This is a genomic window from Methylobacterium sp. 092160098-2, from assembly GCF_028920805.1.
Taxonomy (GTDB): domain Bacteria; phylum Pseudomonadota; class Alphaproteobacteria; order Rhizobiales; family Beijerinckiaceae; genus Methylobacterium; species Methylobacterium fujisawaense.
The window spans coordinates 1-18,633 of the sequence record NZ_JAQPZJ010000003.1; the positions used below are offsets into that span (position 1 = coordinate 1).

At 64.2% G+C, this 18,633-nt stretch carries 11 protein-coding genes; 5 read left to right on the plus strand and 6 right to left on the minus strand.

Going from position 1 to position 18,633, the window contains the following annotated elements:
- Nucleotides 1-896 precede the first annotated feature (896 nt).
- The 3 genes from PQI07_RS32315 to PQI07_RS32325 all read left to right on the plus strand — a co-directional run bounded on the left by PQI07_RS32315 (nucleotide 897) and on the right by PQI07_RS32325 (nucleotide 3,291).
- Nucleotides 897-1,190 (plus strand): hypothetical protein, encoded by a 294-nt coding sequence (locus tag PQI07_RS32315; protein WP_158713319.1) that lies wholly within the window; start codon nucleotides 897-899, stop codon nucleotides 1,188-1,190.
- A 96-nt stretch (nucleotides 1,191-1,286) separates the two neighbouring features.
- Entirely contained in the window at nucleotides 1,287-1,841 is a 555-nt protein-coding gene (locus tag PQI07_RS32320; RefSeq protein WP_043354302.1) for a PAS domain-containing protein, read from the plus strand.
- An 805-nt stretch (nucleotides 1,842-2,646) separates the two neighbouring features.
- Nucleotides 2,647-3,291: a response regulator gene (locus PQI07_RS32325; RefSeq protein ID WP_075379924.1), complete on the plus strand. Its 645-nt coding sequence runs from the start codon at nucleotides 2,647-2,649 to the stop codon at nucleotides 3,289-3,291.
- A gap of 396 nt (nucleotides 3,292-3,687) precedes the next feature.
- Here the strand turns inward: PQI07_RS32325 and PQI07_RS32330 are convergent, their stop codons facing one another.
- The 6 genes from PQI07_RS32330 to PQI07_RS32355 form a co-directional block, all read right to left on the minus strand.
- The gene (locus tag PQI07_RS32330; protein WP_274928943.1) at nucleotides 3,688-6,210 is read right to left on the minus strand and encodes an ATP-binding protein; all 2,523 of its coding nucleotides are present in this window, start codon (nucleotides 6,208-6,210) and stop codon (nucleotides 3,688-3,690) included.
- A gap of 821 nt (nucleotides 6,211-7,031) precedes the next feature.
- Entirely contained in the window at nucleotides 7,032-7,268 is a 237-nt protein-coding gene (locus PQI07_RS32335) for a hypothetical protein (protein WP_043354299.1), read from the minus strand.
- Between the two features lie 121 nt (nucleotides 7,269-7,389).
- Nucleotides 7,390-9,048, minus strand: coding sequence for a tetratricopeptide repeat protein (locus tag PQI07_RS32340; RefSeq protein WP_274928944.1), 1,659 nt, complete (start codon nucleotides 9,046-9,048; stop codon nucleotides 7,390-7,392).
- A gap of 160 nt (nucleotides 9,049-9,208) precedes the next feature.
- A complete protein-coding gene (locus PQI07_RS32345; RefSeq protein WP_274928945.1) occupies nucleotides 9,209-10,609 on the minus strand; it encodes an HlyD family type I secretion periplasmic adaptor subunit in 1,401 nt (466 codons plus the stop codon).
- 106 nt (nucleotides 10,610-10,715) lie between these two features.
- Nucleotides 10,716-12,899, minus strand: a complete 2,184-nt coding sequence (locus PQI07_RS32350; protein ID WP_051044930.1) for a peptidase domain-containing ABC transporter — start codon at nucleotides 12,897-12,899, stop codon at nucleotides 10,716-10,718.
- 725 nt (nucleotides 12,900-13,624) lie between these two features.
- Nucleotides 13,625-15,439 (minus strand): DUF4573 domain-containing protein, encoded by a 1,815-nt coding sequence (locus tag PQI07_RS32355; protein WP_274928946.1) that lies wholly within the window; start codon nucleotides 15,437-15,439, stop codon nucleotides 13,625-13,627.
- Nucleotides 15,440-15,566: 127 nt separating this feature from the next.
- Here PQI07_RS32355 and PQI07_RS32360 point away from each other — a divergent pair, with 127 nt between their 5' ends.
- Together PQI07_RS32360 and PQI07_RS32365 are read left to right on the plus strand one after the other, a co-directional pair.
- A complete protein-coding gene (locus PQI07_RS32360) occupies nucleotides 15,567-15,875 on the plus strand; it encodes a hypothetical protein (protein ID WP_179696550.1) in 309 nt (102 codons plus the stop codon).
- A 744-nt stretch (nucleotides 15,876-16,619) separates the two neighbouring features.
- On the plus strand, nucleotides 16,620-18,611 hold the full coding sequence (locus PQI07_RS32365; protein WP_274928947.1) for a tetratricopeptide repeat-containing glycosyltransferase: 1,992 nt from the start codon (nucleotides 16,620-16,622) through the stop codon (nucleotides 18,609-18,611).
- Nucleotides 18,612-18,633: the final 22 nt, after the last annotated feature.

Here is an 18,633-nt window from a genome sequence, read left to right on the forward strand (position 1 = left end):
GGCGTAGCCGGCGTTGATACCGAAGTAGGCGCCGGTCCAGGTGAAGACCGGGACGGGGGTGAAGACCGGCGGCGGGGCGGCGCGGCGCGGCAGGTCGGCGGCCGAGGCGGCGGCGGTCAGAGCGGTGAAGGCAGCCAGCGAGGCCAGGAGCTTGGTCATGAGGTAAGGTCCAAATTTCGATCTGGATGTATGGCTACCGGTTCGTGCCGAAAATAGCTGTAGTTTTATGGGCACACCATTGGGCGATGAGGCGGGGCGGCATAGTAAACTATCTGTAAAAATGAGTTAGATTTGGGAGATATGCCGCTCGATCCTCATCCGGGCGCCACAACATCTCGCCGGCGCGTTGGTTGCATTCCGCCGGCACGTTGCCGGGTGGCTGTGGCTAAATGGCTACAGGATGGGTGGGCCGGCTCGCCGCAGCTTGGGCCCCGCACCGGATTTTCAGCCCCGCGTTGCCGATCCGGCCTGAGCATCGCTTTTTCAACCCCATCGGCTGGCCCCAGCTCTCGGACGTGAGCCGGTTGGGGCAGGCGGAAGACTGCCGTAAGGGCTGGGGGCGGCCATACGGGCGGGGATAGTCTACCCCCTCGGCGATGGTCGCTGGATGGTCGCTGGTGGGACGCGGAAGCCGGCCGGTGGCGCGATGGACGGGGTCGCCCCTTCCGGGTCGCGGCAGAAACCGACATCCTCGCCCGCTGGACCCGGACGGTCTTGGCCGTCGCACACCGCGATCACGACACCTCGAACAACGCCGACGCCAGCCTCGCGGCCTTCTGCCAGCGCGGCCACATGATCCACGCCGGGCCGGAGGATCGGCGGCGGCGCACGCTTTTTGGGCGGAAGGCGCTCGGTGATGTGTTCGGCGGCCCATCTCCGCCGTCGGGATTCACCGGTTGCTATGGCTCTTCTCTCTCCGCAACGCCTCGCAGCGCTTCCAACGCTTGTTGTCGTCCCTCCTCCGTCTCGATCTTGAACCACAGGCGCAGGCATTCGTCCGTGCTCGCGGCTTCGCCAGCAGGCGGCTTCTCGGCGAAGAATCGCTCGACAGGGACGCCGAGAGCATCAGCGAGCCGGTGCAGCGTCGCCCAATCGGGCTCGTCAAATTTTCTCATGTCATCAGCAAAACCTTAGATCGAAGATGTATGTTCCGCGATCACGAATTGACTAAAATCAACGAGCTCGGTTGAAAATTAAAAGTATCGCTCCAGTTGAATTCGGTGGGTCTGGGGATTGGCGCTCGGGCTTCCGCGCCGATGCGAGTCAGAAGCCGAGGAGCGTTCTAGATGATCTTCGTCACGAAGGCGGACGGGGGCGTGAGCTACGTCAGTCCCGAATGGACGGTTTTCACCGGCCAGGCGGCGGCCGAGGCCGTCGAGCATGGCTGGTTCGCTTGTGTGCTTCCCGACGACCATGAGGTTGCGGTCACGTTCCTGCGCGAGGCTCGCGATCAGCAGTGCGAGTACAGCCTGCGCCTACGCTTGCGCCGTGCGGACGGAAGCTACGCCTGGGCGATGATCGGGGCCGTCCCCTCGTTCGGGCCGCCCGGCCGCACCTTCCTCGGCTATCTCGGCTCGGTCACGGAGATCGCCGTGAGCGGTTCGGAACCGTTGGGTGCCTTCGGCACGCTGGCGCGCTTCGTGCCGCCGCCCGTGAGCCCGACGACGCCACCGGGCTCAGCCTTGGAACTCGTGGCCGACCACCTGCTGATAGCCCATGGGCTCATTGAGCAGGATCATGCCAAGGAGATGCTGCCGGTTTTGCGGCAGGCCCTGATGCAGGCCGGTGTACTGCTTGCGCGGAGCATGACCGCGTCCGATCCGAGCGGCCGCTTCCATTAGGGCTCAGCGTTGAGCGGGGATCGCACTCGCCTCTTCATAGGCGATGACGGCAGCCGCCGTGATCCGGGGCATCATGACACCGTGCGGGAAGGTCTTTAGCTCCGTGCGGCAGGGGCGACGAGCACTATCTCGACCGAGTCCGGCGCGCGTCCACGGCGCTCGGTCCTGAAGCGTCTCGTCCCGCGCCGCGGCCCTCTCCCGCCCGGGAGAGGAGCCCGTTGCGCAAGTCCGGACCCGCGGCGCCAGTGGCGCGATTCATCGCAACGCGTTCGGAAACGGCTCTCGTGTCCGTCACGCCGCCGCGTCGGAACGGTATCACAGTCGCGGTCGCGCCGCGGAAGACCGGCCTGCCGGCAGAGCCGTTCGCCGCGGCGGATCGTCAAAATATTAACCTATATGCATCGCCAGAAATCAATCTTGACACCTGTTTTTCCCGTCTGTACAGATGAATCCTTCGAAATTCCGCTATTAAATACAATTATACCGACCGAGCTTTCAATATTGGCGCATCTATAAAGAGACATTGTCTATCGATGTTGCTCTTTCCGGCTTCGCGGCGTGAAGATGCATATCGTATGTCGATGTGTCATAAATTGAGCCGTCGATGGAGTTGTTTTACGTATCATATCTTCGCGGTCGGATTTGAATGATTGATTGTGAGCTTGAGAGTGTCGATTTGAAGGACGATGCTGAAAGACGGCGAGTCCGCAAGTCGTGCCGCTCAATAAGAATTTTATACGGCAAAAATTGATCTCGCGTATCGGAGAATAACTGGATCGCAACAGCAGGCGTATAGAGACGCGTTATGGCTTGTTCCCCCGGTCGTCGTATCATAATCGCGGATGATCATCCGGTGGTCCTCGCTGGATTGGCCGCCCTGCTCCGGCAGGTCAACAATCTGGATGTCGTGGCCACCTGCTGCGAGGGCGAAACGGCATTGAAGGTGATCCTCGAACTGCAACCCGATCTCGCGTGCCTCGATGTGCAGATGCCGAAATTGTCAGGTGTCGAGGTCATCCAGGCTGCGCGGCAGGCCGGTTCAGAGACGCAGTTCATTGTCCTGACCGGCTCAGTCGCTCGTGAAGAGTTTGCCACGGCCTCGGAATGTGGTGCGATCGCGATCTTTCACAAAGACTCCGCCAGCGACGACCTTCTGGATTGGATTGAAGGCGGCCATATCCAACGCCAAGGCCAATCCTATGATCGACACCATGGCGAGGACGGGGACGGTGGCACGCGGAACCTGACGGCGCGCGAACGCGAGATCGCAATGCTCGTTGCAAGAGGCCTGACGAACAAACAGATCGCGCGAGAGGCCAATATCTCGCAGGGGACAGTCAAGATCCATTTGTATAATATATTTCAGAAGTTGTCTCTCTCTAATCGGACCGAGCTGGCAAATTACGCCAATGTCCGTTCAGTTGTCGGATTGCAGGAGCAGCGCTTCTGATTCGACCGGTCGCAGGATGCGGTTTTATTATTTACAATATTGACGGCCTGACGATCCGCGATGCGTGTTCAGTGTCCGCGTACCTGGCGAATCGGCGATCGGATCGTCGCGCGACAACCGGATGTCATCAGAACTCTGGTCCACGCCGCGTGCGACCCCGGAGACCTTGCCGGTGCCTTCGGCGCGATGTGCCGCTCTGCAGGTGGTTGCGCGGCAGCCGGACGTTGCCCGCCCGAGCCGCACAACGCGGGGCGCCGACGATGAGCGGCTCCGCGAGCGGGGGGCGCCCCGCGCAGACCGCGTGCGCGGATTTCCTCCCGCGGGCTTCGGCGATGCGCGCTGCGCCACCCGCAACGGCGCGAGATACTGGCAAGGATCCCGTCCGCAACCGCCGTATCACAATCCTGTTTGCGCGGCGAATTCCGGTTCGGTCAGGAAATTCTTTCGGACGAGGGCTGCCCGGGTCGACGTGATCATCGCGCGCAGATCGGCGTTACTGGTGCCGATGCTTTGATCGCATCCCAGCTCGATCTCCAACCCGAGACAAAGACGCTGCATCCCTGAGAGCCCGAGCATGCCGGCCATGCCTTTGAGCGCATGGACCTCCTTCGCTTTCGCCTTCCCGCTGGCATCGGTGCGGTCGAGATAGGCACAGGTGCCATGGGCATTTCGGAGTGCCTGAAGCAGGAGGGATTCGAGCTCGCTACCCAGTCTCTTTTGCAAGGACTGAAGTTTACGATCGTCGAGCAGATCGGACTGCTGAGGTGGAGGCGTCGGCGAGACCGCGCTGCCGCTCACGAGATTTCGCGTTCTCGCCGTGTAGTGAGCAATGGATGCGTTCAGCGAACCCCAATCGATCGGCTTCGCGATGCAGCTGTTCATTCCGGCTTCCAGGTAGCGCCGGCGCTCGCTCTCGTAGACGTTGGCCGTGAGCGCTATGATCGGCAGGCTCCTTTCCGGGCCCTCGAGGCGCCGGATCGCCCGCGTCGCCTCGACACCGTCCATGACCGGCATCTGGACATCCATCAGGATCAGATCGAAGCAACCCTGCTTGGCCAATTCGACAACCTCGGCGCCATCCTGGGCGAAGATCAGGGTATGACGATCCGATGCCAGCATCGAGCGAATGATACTGCGGATCAGCGGAATATCCTCGGCCACGAGGATGCGACGCGGTTGCAGATCCGATGGCCTGCATGGGATGGGGGCCACGACGTCAGATCCGTCATGCTCAAGAAGGGGGATCTCAAACCAGAAGCGGCTGCCGGAACCGGGCGAGCTGGTAAAACCGATCGTTCCGCCCATCGCGGTGACGAGACGTCTGGAGATCGCCAGTCCCAAACCGCTCCCCCCGTAGCGGCGCGCTGTCGATTTATCTTCCTGTGTGAAGGCCGTAAAAACCTCCGCTTGATTCTCTTCAGCGATGCCGATGCCGCTGTCTTGCACCTCGATCCGGAGCAAGAGCTTGTTTTCATTGATCGAGCGATGTGTTGCGATAATCCTGATCGTTCCATGATGTGTGAATTTTATCGCATTTCCGACGAAATTCAGCAAGACTTGCCGGATCTTGGTCGGATCACCGATCACGCAAGCTGGGATACGTTCGGAATAGTCTTCCTTGAACGCGATATCTTTGTCGTGGCAGAGCGGCTGCGTCGTCGCGCATACTTCATCGAAGAGGGATCTCAGCGAGAAGATCGTGGACTCGATTTCGAATTTTCCGGACTCGATCTTTGAGAAATCCAAAATGTTATTGATCACACTCAGAAGATGATGGCCGGATTGCCTGACGAGATCGAGATTTATTTTCTGATTGTCCGTCAGGGATTCCTTCGCGAGCAGGTCCACCAAGCCGAGCACGCCGGTCATGGGTGTTCGAAGCTCGTGGCTCATGACGGACAGGAAATCGCTCTTCGCCCGGCCCGCGGTCTCGGCCTTGTCACGTGCCGCTTCGGCTTCCTCACGCGCGCGGTCGGCCGCCGCGCCCGCCTCACGCAAGCGGTGCGCCGCGTTTTCAAGTCGGGCGAGAAGCACGCCCAACGGGATGGCCGATAAGAGGGCCGTGAGGACGAACAAATTGTAGATGATCAGCAATTCGGCACTCGCAGCGCCCTTGGTCGCGCTGAGGGCCGCCGATCCGTTGAAGGTGAACAATCGAACGGCGAGCGACACACCGAAGACCGCCGCGCTGCTGCCCAACAATCCGCCGCTGAGCGTTGCCAACAGCAACAGCGGTATCGCGAGAAAAAGAAACGGCGTGTGGGACACCAGCAGAGCGTAACTGACGGCCGCACTCGCGATCGTCAGAACGGCGATTCGAGATAGTTTCCGGGTGTCGAGCTTTTCCAGAAGAGACCGTTCAGTCCAGCTCAGCACCAAGGGCAGGGCTACGAGCAAGTCGAGGGCTTCGGTGACAGACCGGGCCTGGATGATCGGCCGCTCCGTTACGGGAACAAGGAGACGGATCCAGGCGAATTCGAATGCCGCGCTCAGCAGGCAGGCGAGCGAGCTGAAGACCGTAAGAAGGAGGATGGTTTTGACTGATAAGTACCAATTTGCTCCGCAGTTTATCTGCCTGAAAAGTGCCGCCGTCGCGCAGATTTCGAACACGTCCGCGATGACGATGCCGGATGTCGCCAGAATCGATTTGCCGATCAACAGGTGAGCGGCGAAGTTGGCGGCCGCGGCGGTCGCGATCGCCGGCGGCCACGCTTCCCGGCGCGTACGGAGCAGGATGGCCAGGAAGAGGCTGTTCGCGCACCAGGGTATGATCGCGAAGACGGCGTGATCGTTCACATAAAAGCGGCTTGCTGCGGGGATCAGATAGAGGATCGGAACGGCGCCGAAGGCGGCTGCAAAAATCCAGTTGCCGCCGGCGGGTCGGGTGAGCCCATCGATGATGTGCTTCATCTGACGCATGAGGGCGTGCCTCGTGGATCGGAAGCAGGTTACAGTCTCGGTCGCCGTCTGCGGTTCGCGGCCATGAGAATGGAGCGGTTTCCCGGTGGGTCAACTATTTTCATCGACAGAAGATTGTATTCAAGTCGCGATATGAATCTGTATATCGCGATTGTCTGTAAAATCTGAATTTTCAGTCCTTTGTCCCGAGGTCCTGACGATCGCTTGCGTTTGAGCGCGGACCGAACCGGCCGTCACACGCGGCGCCGATGCCCGTCGTCAGTCGCGCGGAGGGGGACTTCGGCCTTGAGGACTGGACGCTCTGGTCCGTTCCGGGTGGGAGATGCGTCGGCCGGCACGGGGCGGCGCGAGGACCGGTCCGACACTTCAGCCTTGCCCCCTCACGCACGATGGCATCGCCCCGGTCGATATCCGGTGGGCGCGGGGATGCTTGGGCGCCCCTGCCCTCGCACATGACGTTCGAGGCCGCGGCAGGCGTCCGGATCCTGCCCGATCGCGGTGCGCACGGCACATTTCACGAGGCTGCCGTGTCGTCCGGATGAGACGCGGGTCCCCTCCCCTGGACGGGAGAGGGGGCACGCCGCGCCCGTCACAGCTTCACCGTTGTGGACCGTGCGCGTTGCAACCGGACACCGCCCGTGCGCCGCAGCGAACGATCAGCCGGATCATCTCCGGCATCGCGGCGCATGAGCGTCCGGGTCATCGCCCTGCCGCCGACGCGCGCGCACGGGATCCGGCTGCTCCGGATCCCGTGAACGGTGCTTCGATCAGGTTCACCGGCCGATGCGTGGCCTGCAAGCCATGGTGCGGCCGTGGGCCGGTCAGTGAGCGGGCGGATTGGCCGTCACGTCACGGATCTCTTCGGGCCCAAGCCCGAGATTGTGAACCGCATCCGGCGAGAGCTCGCCGACCGTCTCGACGCGATCGGCTGGCGGGGCGCCGTCGGCGGCTTTGTTGACGAGGTACAGCGCCCGGCGCGGATCCGCCTCCGCGACCGCGTAAAGCTTCGGCGCAGTGAAATTCCCGGCCTTCGTAATTTTTACGACCCAGCCACTCATCGCTTGTCTCCGCAACATGTCCGCCTCGGCAGGTCGCATCAGGATCGAGCCGAGCAGAACTAAGGAACATGTGAGATACGTGGCCTTATTAGGCCGATAAGGCCGCGATGTCAAAGTATAATTAAGCCGCGAAAAAAGCGGATCCACTGTCGTCGCGTTTCGGAAAGCTGATTTGATCGAGCTGTTCGAGTTCCGCGGCAGCCTCACGGACACCCTGCCCGCGTGCCGCTTCGAACCAGCGCCGTGCCTCGGCCTCGTCCTTCGAGCCCGTGAGCCCGCGGGCCAGGTAGCGACCTGCAGCCAGTTGCGCATCCGCATGTCCTGCCTCCGCCGCTGCTCTGAACAGGCTCAACGCACGGGGGAAGTCCGGTTTCAGACCGTACCCGCCGTCGAGCATGGCGGCCAGAGCATAGATTGCCCCGACATGCCCGCTCTCGGCCGCGCGCTCGAACAGATGGAAGGCCTGGACGCGGTCGACGGGGCCCCCTCGGCCGTTGACCATCATCTCGCCCAGCATCGCCTGCGCCTCCGCGACGCCGCCTTCGGCGGCGCGCGCGATCCAGGCCCGGCCCTCCACGGCATCGCCGACGACCCCTCGGCCCTCGGCGATCATCCGACCGTACCAGAACTGGGCGATCGGCATCTCCTCGGCCGCCTTGCGCAGCCACAGGGCCGCCTGCGCCTCGTCGTATCCACCGCCGATGCCGTGCGACAGACAGATGCCGAAGTTGAAGGCCGCCGCCAGATTGCCCTGCCTGGCGCCGCGCTCAAACCAGTGGCGGGTCCGCACATCGTCGCCGGGCGCGCCCTCACCGGCGAGGATCAGATTTCCGAGATCGACCTGGGAGACTTCACTGCCGAGGTTGGCCGCCTCCCGCAGCCAGTGCGCGGCCCTGTCCGGGTCCTGAGCGCCGCCCAGGCCGACCTGGTAGAGCTGGCTCAGCGTTCGCGCCGCACCGGCATAGCCGGCCTTTGCCGCGCGCTCGAGCCAGAGCGCCGCTTCGGCGAAATTGGGCGCCAGATCGCCACCTCTGGCATGCAGGTGCCCGACCAGCGCGGCGGCGTGTGCGTCTCCGGCCAGACCCGCGCGTCTGAGCCACGTCTCCCCCAGGATCGGATTCCGCTCGACGCCGTCGCCATTGAGCAGTGCGAGACCCAAGCTCGTTTGGGCGGCGACGATGCCGCCCTCGGCCGCCCGCGCGTAGAGCTCGACGGCGCGTGCCGCACTTCTCGGCACGCCGATACCCGCATGCGTGAGCGCACCGAGCAGGAACAACGCATCCCCCAAGCCGGCCGCCGCCGCCTTCTCGATCTCGGCGACCGCCAGCGCAATGTCCTCGGGCGTCTGCTTCCGCAGACGCAGCAGTCCCAGGCCGAGATGCCCCTGCGGACAGCCGGCCCCGGCCGACGCCATGTACCAGCGTTCCCCCTCGGCTTCGTCGCGCAGGGCGTTCGGGCCCGCCGTCAGAATGTAGCCGAGCAGGGCCTGCCCTTCGCGCGAATCGTTGGCGGAGGCCCGTCGCGCCCAGAGGATGGCGGAGACGGGATCGGATTGCTTTCGCTCGTCGGCGCGGTCGAAGGCCAACTCGTCCGCGAGCGAAGACCTCTGCTCCGCCATCCCGGTATCGCCGCGCATGCACAGCAACGCGAGCTTGAACTGTGCCTCCGCATGCTCGCCTTCTGCCGCGGCGGTCATCCAGCGGACGGCTTCGGTGATGCTCTCGGGGACGCCCGTCCCGTCCAGGTAGCATTGCCCGAGGTGGAACTGCGCGTCCGGCAAGCCGCCCTGGGCCGCCCGGCTGATCTGAGCGACGCCGTCCTTGAACCGGCCGCTCTCCAGCAGGCTGAGGCCGAGCCTGAGCCGCGCGGTCGGAGAAGCCGGAGCCAGGAACCTGTCGACGATCTTCATCCGCCGCACGCCTCCGAAGAGTGGCGATTATTCACGGCTCCCGCATCCCTTCAAGTCCGACGGGCAGCAGGCGGGCGAACAGATACTTGAGCATCGTTCGATCCCCGACCATCACATCGGTCGTCACGGGCATACCGGCGGTCATGTGGAAGTTATCGGGCAGTCCGTGAAGCTTGATCGCGGTCAGTTCCACGCGCGCGCGGAACCAGACCCCGTTGGCCGCCTGCCCGCCGACACTGCTTCGCTGCGTCTCCTGCTGCCCGGTGAAGCTATCGGCGCTCACGCTCTTCACGACGCCGTCCGCCATGCCGTACTGCACGAAGGGGAACGTATCGAACTTCACGCTGACTTTCTGTCCGGGATGGACGTAACCCGCCTCGTCGGCCGCGATGCGCGTCTCGACTTCCAGGGGCGTGTCCCGCGGCACCAGGGTGATGAGCTGCTCGCCGGATTGCAGGATCGAACCGACCGACACCTTGGCGACATTCAGGACGATCGCGTCCTGTTCGGCCACCAGATTGACCAGCTGTCGACGGAGGGTCGCCTTCCGCAGGCCTTCCTGGGCTTCGTTGAGGCTGCGGCGCCGCAGGGTGATCTCCTGGCTGATCTGCGATTTCCAGTGCTGCGAGAAGGCATCCCGCTCGGCGATCATCTGATTGAGGTCGTTCCGGGCCCGGCCCGCGGACGCGGTCGCATCCTTCAGGTTCCTCTGCATCTCGATGCGCTGGTCCTGAGCGACCAGGCGATTCATCTGGCTGCCGACTTGGAGGCGTTCCAGCTGCAGGCGTTTCGATTCGAGGATCCCGGCGATCTCCGCGCGCTCGCCGAACGCCTTGGCATCGAGGTCCGCGCGCGCGAGCTGCGTCTCCAAACCTCTGATCTTCTGATCGTAGCTCTCGATCTGGTGCCGGTACTGGGCTTGTCGCTGCCCGTAGAGAGCGACTTGAATCACGGTCGCGGCGTCGGCCGAGGACGGATGGAACGGCGATCCCGTGCTCTCCGCCGTCAGCCGATCCACCTCCGCCTGAAGGCTGAGAACTTGGTTCTCCAGGGCCCGTGCGTCGGCGCCGGTGAAGGTCGGATCGAGTTCGGCAAGGAGTTCGCCGGCGCGGACGACTTGGCCTTCGCGAACCTTGATCGAGCGGACGATCGACGTTTCCAAGGGCTGAAGGACGATCGTCGGGCTCGTCGACACCATCCGCCCCCCGCCCGTGACCACGACGTCGACGGGACACGTGGCCAGGATGAGGCCCGAGGCGATCACGAGCGTGAGGACCACGCCGAGCATGCTGCGCGCCGCAGGTTGAACCGGCATCGCGAGGAGCGCCGCCGTCGGAGACTGGAACTCCAGGAGGACCGGACCGACATCCGCCTCCACGGGCGAGAGGCGCCTGATCCGGAAATTGAACCAGCTTGCGAGAGAGTTACTCATCGGCGAGCCTTTGTTTCCGTATGGCCGTGGCTCAGAACAACCTGAGGGCTTGCTCCATTCGGCGCCGCGTTCGTCCGGAGCGAACGGCGCAGCCTGCGGTCTCCGCTCACGTGGCGCTCAGGTAGATCGGGGACGGACGCGCCTCCTCCAGATGCCGATTCTGCTGTTGCCACAACTGCTTGTAGATCGTGCAATGCTCGACCAGATGGTCATGGGGACCGATGGCGATCGCACTGCCCTTGTCGAGCACCAGGATCTGGTCGCAACGGATCAGGGACGAGAGCCGGTGGGACACGATGATCATGGTCCGGCCGCTCGCGATCCGCTGGAGGTTCGCGTTCACCAGGGCCTCGCTTTCGGGATCCAGCGCGCTGGTCGCCTCGTCCAGGATGAGCAATCTCGGATCCGTGATCAGGGCGCGGGCGATCGCGAGCCGCTGCCTCTGGCCGCCCGACAGGTTCGCGGAGCCCTCTTCGATCCAGGTCTCGTAGCCGCGGGGCAGCCGTTCGACGAACTCTTCCGCGCCTGCAAGCCGCGCGGCGCGGATCACGTCCTCGAAGGTCAAGCCCGGCCGGCCGGCGATGATGTTCTCGCGCACCGTCCCCCGGAACAGGAAGTTGTCCTGCATGACCACGCCGAAGCTCCGACGCAGGTGCGTGAGGTTGATCTCGCGCAGGTCCGAGCCGTCGATCTTCAACCGGCCCGTGTAATCGCGATTGATCCCCTGCAGCAGGCGCGCGATGGTCGACTTGCCGGACCCGCTGCGGCCGACCAGCCCCAGCATCGTTCCCGCGGGGATGCTGAAGGAAACCTCGCGCAAGGCCGCCGACTGCGCGCCCGGGTACCGGAAGCCGACCTCCTCGAAGCTTATCTGTCCCGCGAATTGGGGGCGCAGGCCGCTCCGTGCCGCCTCGGTCTCGGTCGGATGGTTGAGCACCTCCGCGACCTGGCTGATCGACATGCGGATCTCTTCGATGTCCTGAAGCAGCTTGGCGAAGCTGATCAGCGGGCTCGCGACGCGGCCGCCGAGCATCATGAAGGCGATCAGGCTGCCCGCGGTGATGCCGGTCGTTCCCGCCGGGGCCAGGACCACGATGTACGCGCCGCAGAGGAGGATGCCCCGGTCGATGAAGCGCTCGAGCGGCAGCGAGAGCGTCTGCGCCCAGTTGACGATACGGCCGGCCGCCAGCCGCGCCTTGCCCGATTCGGCGACGCGTTCGTCCCATTCGCGCTTCCGCACGTCCTCGATCGCCAGCGACTTGACCGTCCGCATCCCGTGCACGGTCTCGACCAGGGTCCCGCCCTTCTGGATCTCGGCCGCGATCAGCCGCGCATAGACGGTCCGGATCGCCGGCAGGAAGGCCAGCACGAGCCCCCCGACACAGGCGGACGCGACCAGCACCATCCACGCCAAGGTCACGCTCATGTAGAACAGGAACGGCAGCAGGACGACGAGCGTGAGCAGGTCTAGAACGGTCGAGACCAGCTTCCCTGTCAGGAAGTCGCGGATCTTGAAGACCTGCGAGATTTTATGGGTCGTCTCGCCGGTCGGGGATCGCTCGAAGAACTCGATCGGCAAGGCCAGCAGGCGCCGGAACACGTGAACGTTCAGACGGGCATCGATCCGGGTCGACATCACCTCGACGATCTCGCGCCGCGCGTAGCTGATCAGCGCTTCGTAGACCGTCACGAGGACCAGCATGAGCGTGATCAGCGTGAGCGTCGACACCGTGTTGTGGGTCAGAACCCGGTCGAGTGCCGCCATGACCAGGAATGGCGGCAGGATCTGCAGAACGCTGACCGCCAGGGAGGCGGTCAGGATCTCGCGGAGATTGCGCTTCTCCGTGAGGACGAGCCTGGCGAGCCAACCGAGCGAGAAGGCGGCCTCGTCGTCCGTCGTCGCGCGCGAGCGGCGGACGAGAAGGGCCTCGCCGTTCCAGACCCGCTCAAGGCGCAGCTCGTCGATCTCGATGCCGGTGCCGCTGGGGCCCGTCGGTCCCTCGATGAAGCAGACGCCTCGCTCACGATCGCGGCGCGTGATGAGGGCGGCATGCCCGTCGGCAAGAAACACAACGATGGGGCCGACGTGTTCCAGCCGCATGAGCTGGGACCGGCGCATGCGCACCGCCCTGGCCCAAAGGCCGGACGCCGTTGCCCATGCCGCGAGCGAGGCCGGCGCCGGTACCGGACCTTCGGACTCGCGCGGGTAGTCGGCGGGATCGAGGTCAGCGCCATGGTGGTGTGCGACCCGCACGACCGCCATGATACGCGCCTGCGCCTCGCGCGACATCGCACGGTCTGAGACGCTCACCTCTCGAACTCCGAACGCGGCCCCGCGGGTGTCGGGCGCTGGTGCATGGCGACTCCACGTCGTCTGATCGGGTCATGCGAAGCTCGGGCAGGCACCCTGAGGGGGCGCCCGCTCGGTGCGTCTCATGCGGGCGCGCCCGCCGCTCACGATCATGCCGGCCCGCGGTTCGGGCTGGAATAGGCCACTGGTTATAGACTTCTTAACCTTTTCGACTTCGGCGCCTCCCGGGTCCGCAGATCGTCTCGTGAAATCTGCTTTCGCATCCGCCTGACCGTGATTCGGTTTTGGGTCCGGCGTGTTTAGTTAACGAATTATAACCTCTGGCATATGGCTCGGCCAATTTGTCTCGCGATAGGAGGATCCCCTGTGCTGGCATGCTGCCTCGTATGCGCTGCATTGTGCGAAAACAGATCTGATTTCCGTTGTTCGAGAGGCCGGCGCCACCAAGACTGAAGGTGGGCAAGAGCCATAGCGAGGGAGATTGCAATGGCCAACGAAAACTTGTCCGGAACCTCAAGCGACGGCCTCGTTGCATTCTCCGGAACAGCGGATGCCGGAGATCAGCTGTTTTTCTACGCCAGGCAGAATGGGAACTGGATCCTGCTCGGATCTACGGTGGCCGATACGCCGAATCCCTTCTCGACGGGCGGTAGCTTTTCCTTCTCCGCGGCGCTCGGCCAGGGGATTTATGAGCAATTCGCGATCTACGATGCGACGGGAACGGGCATCAATATCACCACCGCGCAGGTCGCATTCAGCGGTGGCACGCAGAGCGCCACCAATGGTGCCGGAAGCACGAGCGTAACGTTCACCAACGATGGCGGGTACCCGATCACCGGCGTGGTCGGCGTCACCGGCGCGACCGGCAGCACGGGGGCGACCGGTGCCACGGGAGCCACCGGCAGCACGGGAGCCACGGGTTCGACCGGCGCCACGGGTTCGACGGGCGCCACGGGTTCGACCGGCGCCACGGGTTCGACGGGCGCCACGGGTGCCACCGGCTCGACCGGCGCCACGGGTTCGACCGGTGCTACGGGTTCGACCGGTGCTACGGGTTCGACCGGTGCTACGGGTTCGACGGGAGCCACGGGTTCGACGGGCGCCACGGGTTCGACCGGCGCCACGGGTTCGACGGGAGCCACGGGTTCGACCGGCGCCACGGGTTCGACGGGAGCCACAGGTTCGACCGGAGCCACAGGTTCGACCGGCGCCACGGGTTCGACGGGTGCCACCGGCTCGACCGGCGCCACGGGTTCGACCGGTGCTACGGGTTCGACCGGTGCTACGGGTTCGACTGGAGCCACAGGTTCGACCGGCGCCACGGGTTCGACCGGCGCCACCGGTTCGACCGGTGCTACGGGTTCGACGGGCGCCACCGGTTCGACCGGTGCCACGGGTTCGACCGGTGCTACGGGTTCGACCGGTGCTACGGGTTCGACTGGAGCCACCGGTTCGACCGGCGCCACGGGTTCGACCGGAGCCACAGGTTCGACCGGTGCTACGGGTTCGACTGGAGCCACAGGTTCGACCGGCGCCACGGGTTCGACCGGCGCCACGGGTTCGACCGGTGCTACGGGTTCGACCGGTGCTACGGGTTCGACCGGAGCCACGGGTTCGACCGGCGCCACGGGTTCGACGGGAGCTACGGGTTCGACTGGAGCCACAGGTTCGACCGGAGCCACAGGTTCGACGGGTGCCACCGGCTCGACCGGCGCCACGGGTGCCACCGGAGCCACGGGCCGCACCGGCGCGACGGGTTCGACCGGCTCGACGGGTGCCACTGGAGCCACGGGCCGCACCGGCGCGACCGGTTCGACCGGTGCGACGGGTGCCACCGGAGCTACGGGCCGCACCGGAGCGACGGGTTCGACTGGCTCGACGGGTGCCACTGGAGCCACAGGCCGCACCGGCGCGACCGGTTCGACCGGCTCCACGGGTGCCACCGGAGCCACGGGCCGCACCGGCGCGACGGGTTCGACCGGCTCGACGGGTGCCACCGGAGCCACGGGCCGCACCGGCGCGACGGGTTCGACCGGCGCGACGGGTGCCACTGGAGCTACGGGCCGCACCGGAGCGACGGGTTCGACCGGCGCCACGGGTGCCACCGGAGCCACAGGCCGCACCGGCGCGACCGGTTCGACCGGTTCGACGGGTGCCACTGGAGCCACGGGCCGCACCGGCGCGACGGGTTCAACCGGCTCGACGGGTGCCACTGGAGCCACGGGCCGCACAGGAGCGACGGGTTCAACCGGCTCGACGGGTGCCACTGGAGCCACGGGCCGCACAGGAGCGACCGGTTCGACCGGCTCGACGGGTGCCACCGGAGCCACGGGCCGCACCGGCGCGACGGGTTCGACCGGCTCGACGGGTGCTACTGGAGCCACAGGCCGCACCGGAGCGACGGGTTCGACCGGCTCGACGGGTGCCACTGGAGCCACGGGCCGCACCGGAGCGACCGGTTCCACCGGCTCGACGGGTGCCACCGGCTCGACCGGCAGCACGGGCGCGACGGGTGCCACTGGAGGCCACCATCACCACCACCACCACCATGGTCACGATCATCACCATGGTTACGACTCGGCGGATGCGACGAGATCGAACGGCGGCGCTGGAGCTGTGATCGATCAGGGATCCGTCAGCACGGGGATGGATCCGGTCTTCGCTCAGTCGACTCAGGGTTCGAGCGTGTCCGACATGGATGTCCTGAGATCGCTGGGAGACCTCATCAGCCGGTTGATCTCCAACAACGGCTCGGTGAGTGGCCTACTCAGCGATACGGCCGCGCAACAAGACATCCTAACTCTCATGAACGCGTTCCGGCTCGGCGGAAGCTCGGGCGACGCGACGACCCAAGCGAGCGCTTCGCTCGGAGCGAGCCGGTCGACGGCGGGTGGCGCGTCCTCGACCACGTCCTCGCCGACCGATCTGCTCAACAATCTGGGTCGGCCGAGCTGACTGGGGTGACATGCGGAGGGCGCCTTTCCGGGCGCCCTCCGGAACAGAGAGGCCGCAGCTCGCCGCTGCGGCCTCTCCACGTTCGGCGCGGGCCGCGCAGGGCGAGGCGAGATGCGTCCGGCGCCCGAACCGCTCCGGTGCCGGACCGCCACGGAGACCACGAGCGGTGCGCATGGGGGCGGCATCGGTGTTGCGCGGGTGGCTTCGATGCGCCGTGGCCGCGCGCATACCGAATGGTAATTCTTGGTCCCGACCGACGGCGACGTTCCCTCGGCAGCGCCAGACGCACCTCACGCCTGCGGGCAGACACCGCCCACACGCACGGAAGCCCTCGCCGACCGTCGCATCCAGCAGCACCTCGCGACACGGGAAGGCCTGCGACCTTGTCCGGGATAGCCTCAGCGGCTGGTCGACCAGACGTCGGCATAGCCCAGCCGGTCCGCGGCCCCGTCGTCCGGCACCTGACCGAGGGGCGGTTCTGTGCCCTCCGAGATCGGGATCTCACCCCATGCGAGCTTTTCGAGCCGGGACGATTCGGTCCAGATCGTTCCTGCCGACAGATTGATGTTACACCGCGCGAGCTATACTACCCGGCGAAGATATGGCAACATATGCGTCTTATCGGCGCCCTGAAATCTGTAATATATCAACGAAGTCCGGTTTTCATGTGCGCCATGCGTCCGGACGGGGGTACTGAAAATTCTTGTCAGCCGCTCGCCTCTTTGATCGGGAGAGAACGGGACCATGGCAAAAATTGGCTTGTCCATGATAGTCAAGGACGAGGCGCGCGTGATCGAGCGCTGCCTCGAGAGCATGCTTCCTCTGATCGACCACGTGCTCATCTCAGACACCGGATCGACGGATGGCACCCAGGACATCATTCGTTCCTGGCTCGAGCGGAATCATGTATCGGGGGACGTCGTCGAGGAGACGTGGCAGGACTTTGCCACAAATCGAAGCTCGGCTTTGCGCCATCTCAGAGCGCGGAACGTCGTCGAATACGCCTTCGTCATGGACGCGGACGAAACGCTCACCTTCGACGACGGTTTCGACCCGCAGAAATTCAAAGCGTCTTTGAGCCATGATTATTACAACGTCGAGATCCGACGTGGCGGCATAAGATATTGGCGCCCTCAAATCATGTCGAACGAAAGGGATTTTTACTACAAGGGCGTGCTGCACGAGTATATCGAGGCACCGGACGGCGTCACATCGGGAGACGCCATCGGATTTCACATCGCATCGGGCGCATCGGGCGGCGCCCGAGAAAAGGATCCGGACACTTATCGCCGCGACGCCCGCAGATTGGAGGACGCCCTCGATGTTGAGAGCGACAGTTTCCTTCGGTCAAGGTATACGTTCTATCTTGGCCAAAGTTACCGAGACAGCAATCAGCTCGAGAAGGCCCTGGATGCCTATCTCGCACGGAGCGAGATGGGTTATTGGACCGAAGAGGTGTACATCAGTTTATTGGAAGCCGGCCACCTCATGGATCGTCTCGGCCGGCCCGTCGACGAGATCGCTGACGTCTACCGACGCGCCATAGCGGTTTGCGGGACTCGCGCGGAAGCTTTTTATCACATCAGCGACCTCTATTTTCGACACGGCCGCAACGAGGAGGGCTTCGCTGCGGCCAAAGCGGGTTCTCATCTCGTCGAACCCGCAGGCGGACTCTTTCTTTCCAAATGGGTCTACGATTACGGCTTATTGGACAAGCTCGCCATCAACGCTTACTGGGCGGGACATTATAGCGAATGCTTAGAGGCCTGTCTGAAGCTTCTGGCGGACAACAGGCTCCCGCTGTCGGAACGCGCTCGGGTCGAGGCCAATGCCCGTGCGTCGTTGACGAAGATCCAGGACGAGAAGACCGCCGTCCGTCTGGGCTCGCGCGCGACGCCGAATTTCCTTGAGCAGTACGAGATCGGCCCCGCGCGGGAGCTGAAACCCGCCGCCGCAGATGCCCGCGTGCTGGTCGCGATATTGGCGAAGCAGATGGCCGCAGCGCTCCCACTCTATCTCGACTGCTTGAGAAATATGGATTATCCGAAATCCAAGATCGTACTTTATATAAGAACCAACAACAATACGGATGAGACGGAGAACATCCTGGCGCAGTGGATCGAGACATTCGGCGCTCAGTATGCGGCCGTCGAGTTCGATGCCAGCGACGTCGAAGATCCCGTCCAAACCTACGAATTGCACGAGTGGAACGCGACGCGGTTCCGGGTCCTGGGGCGCATCCGTCAGGAAAGCCTTCAACGGACGATCCATCATGGATGCGATTTCTACTTCACGGCCGATGTCGACAATTTCATTCGGCCAAACACGCTTCGCGAACTGGTGGCGCTGCAGTTGCCCATCGTGGCCCCCTTTCTACGATCGGTGGAGAGAGGAAGCTATTACTCGAATTACCATGCGGCGGTCGATGATCAGGGATACTACAGTCATTGCGACCAGTACGATTGGGTGTTGAACCGCTGGATCACAGGTGTCGTCGAAATGCCGGTGGTCCATTGCACCTACCTCGTCCGGACCGACGTCATCCCGCTGCTCAACTATCAGGACGGAACAGACAGGCACGAGTATGTGATTTTTTCCGACAGCGCTCGGAAGAGCAATGTCGTACAGTACATCGATAATCGTCAGATCTACGGCTACATGGCGCGCGATGACATACGAAGCGATACCGAACAGGCGCGCATCCTGCTAAGCCGCAGCCCGACACATGCGGGATAGGCTGATCTCACGTCGGAGCGTC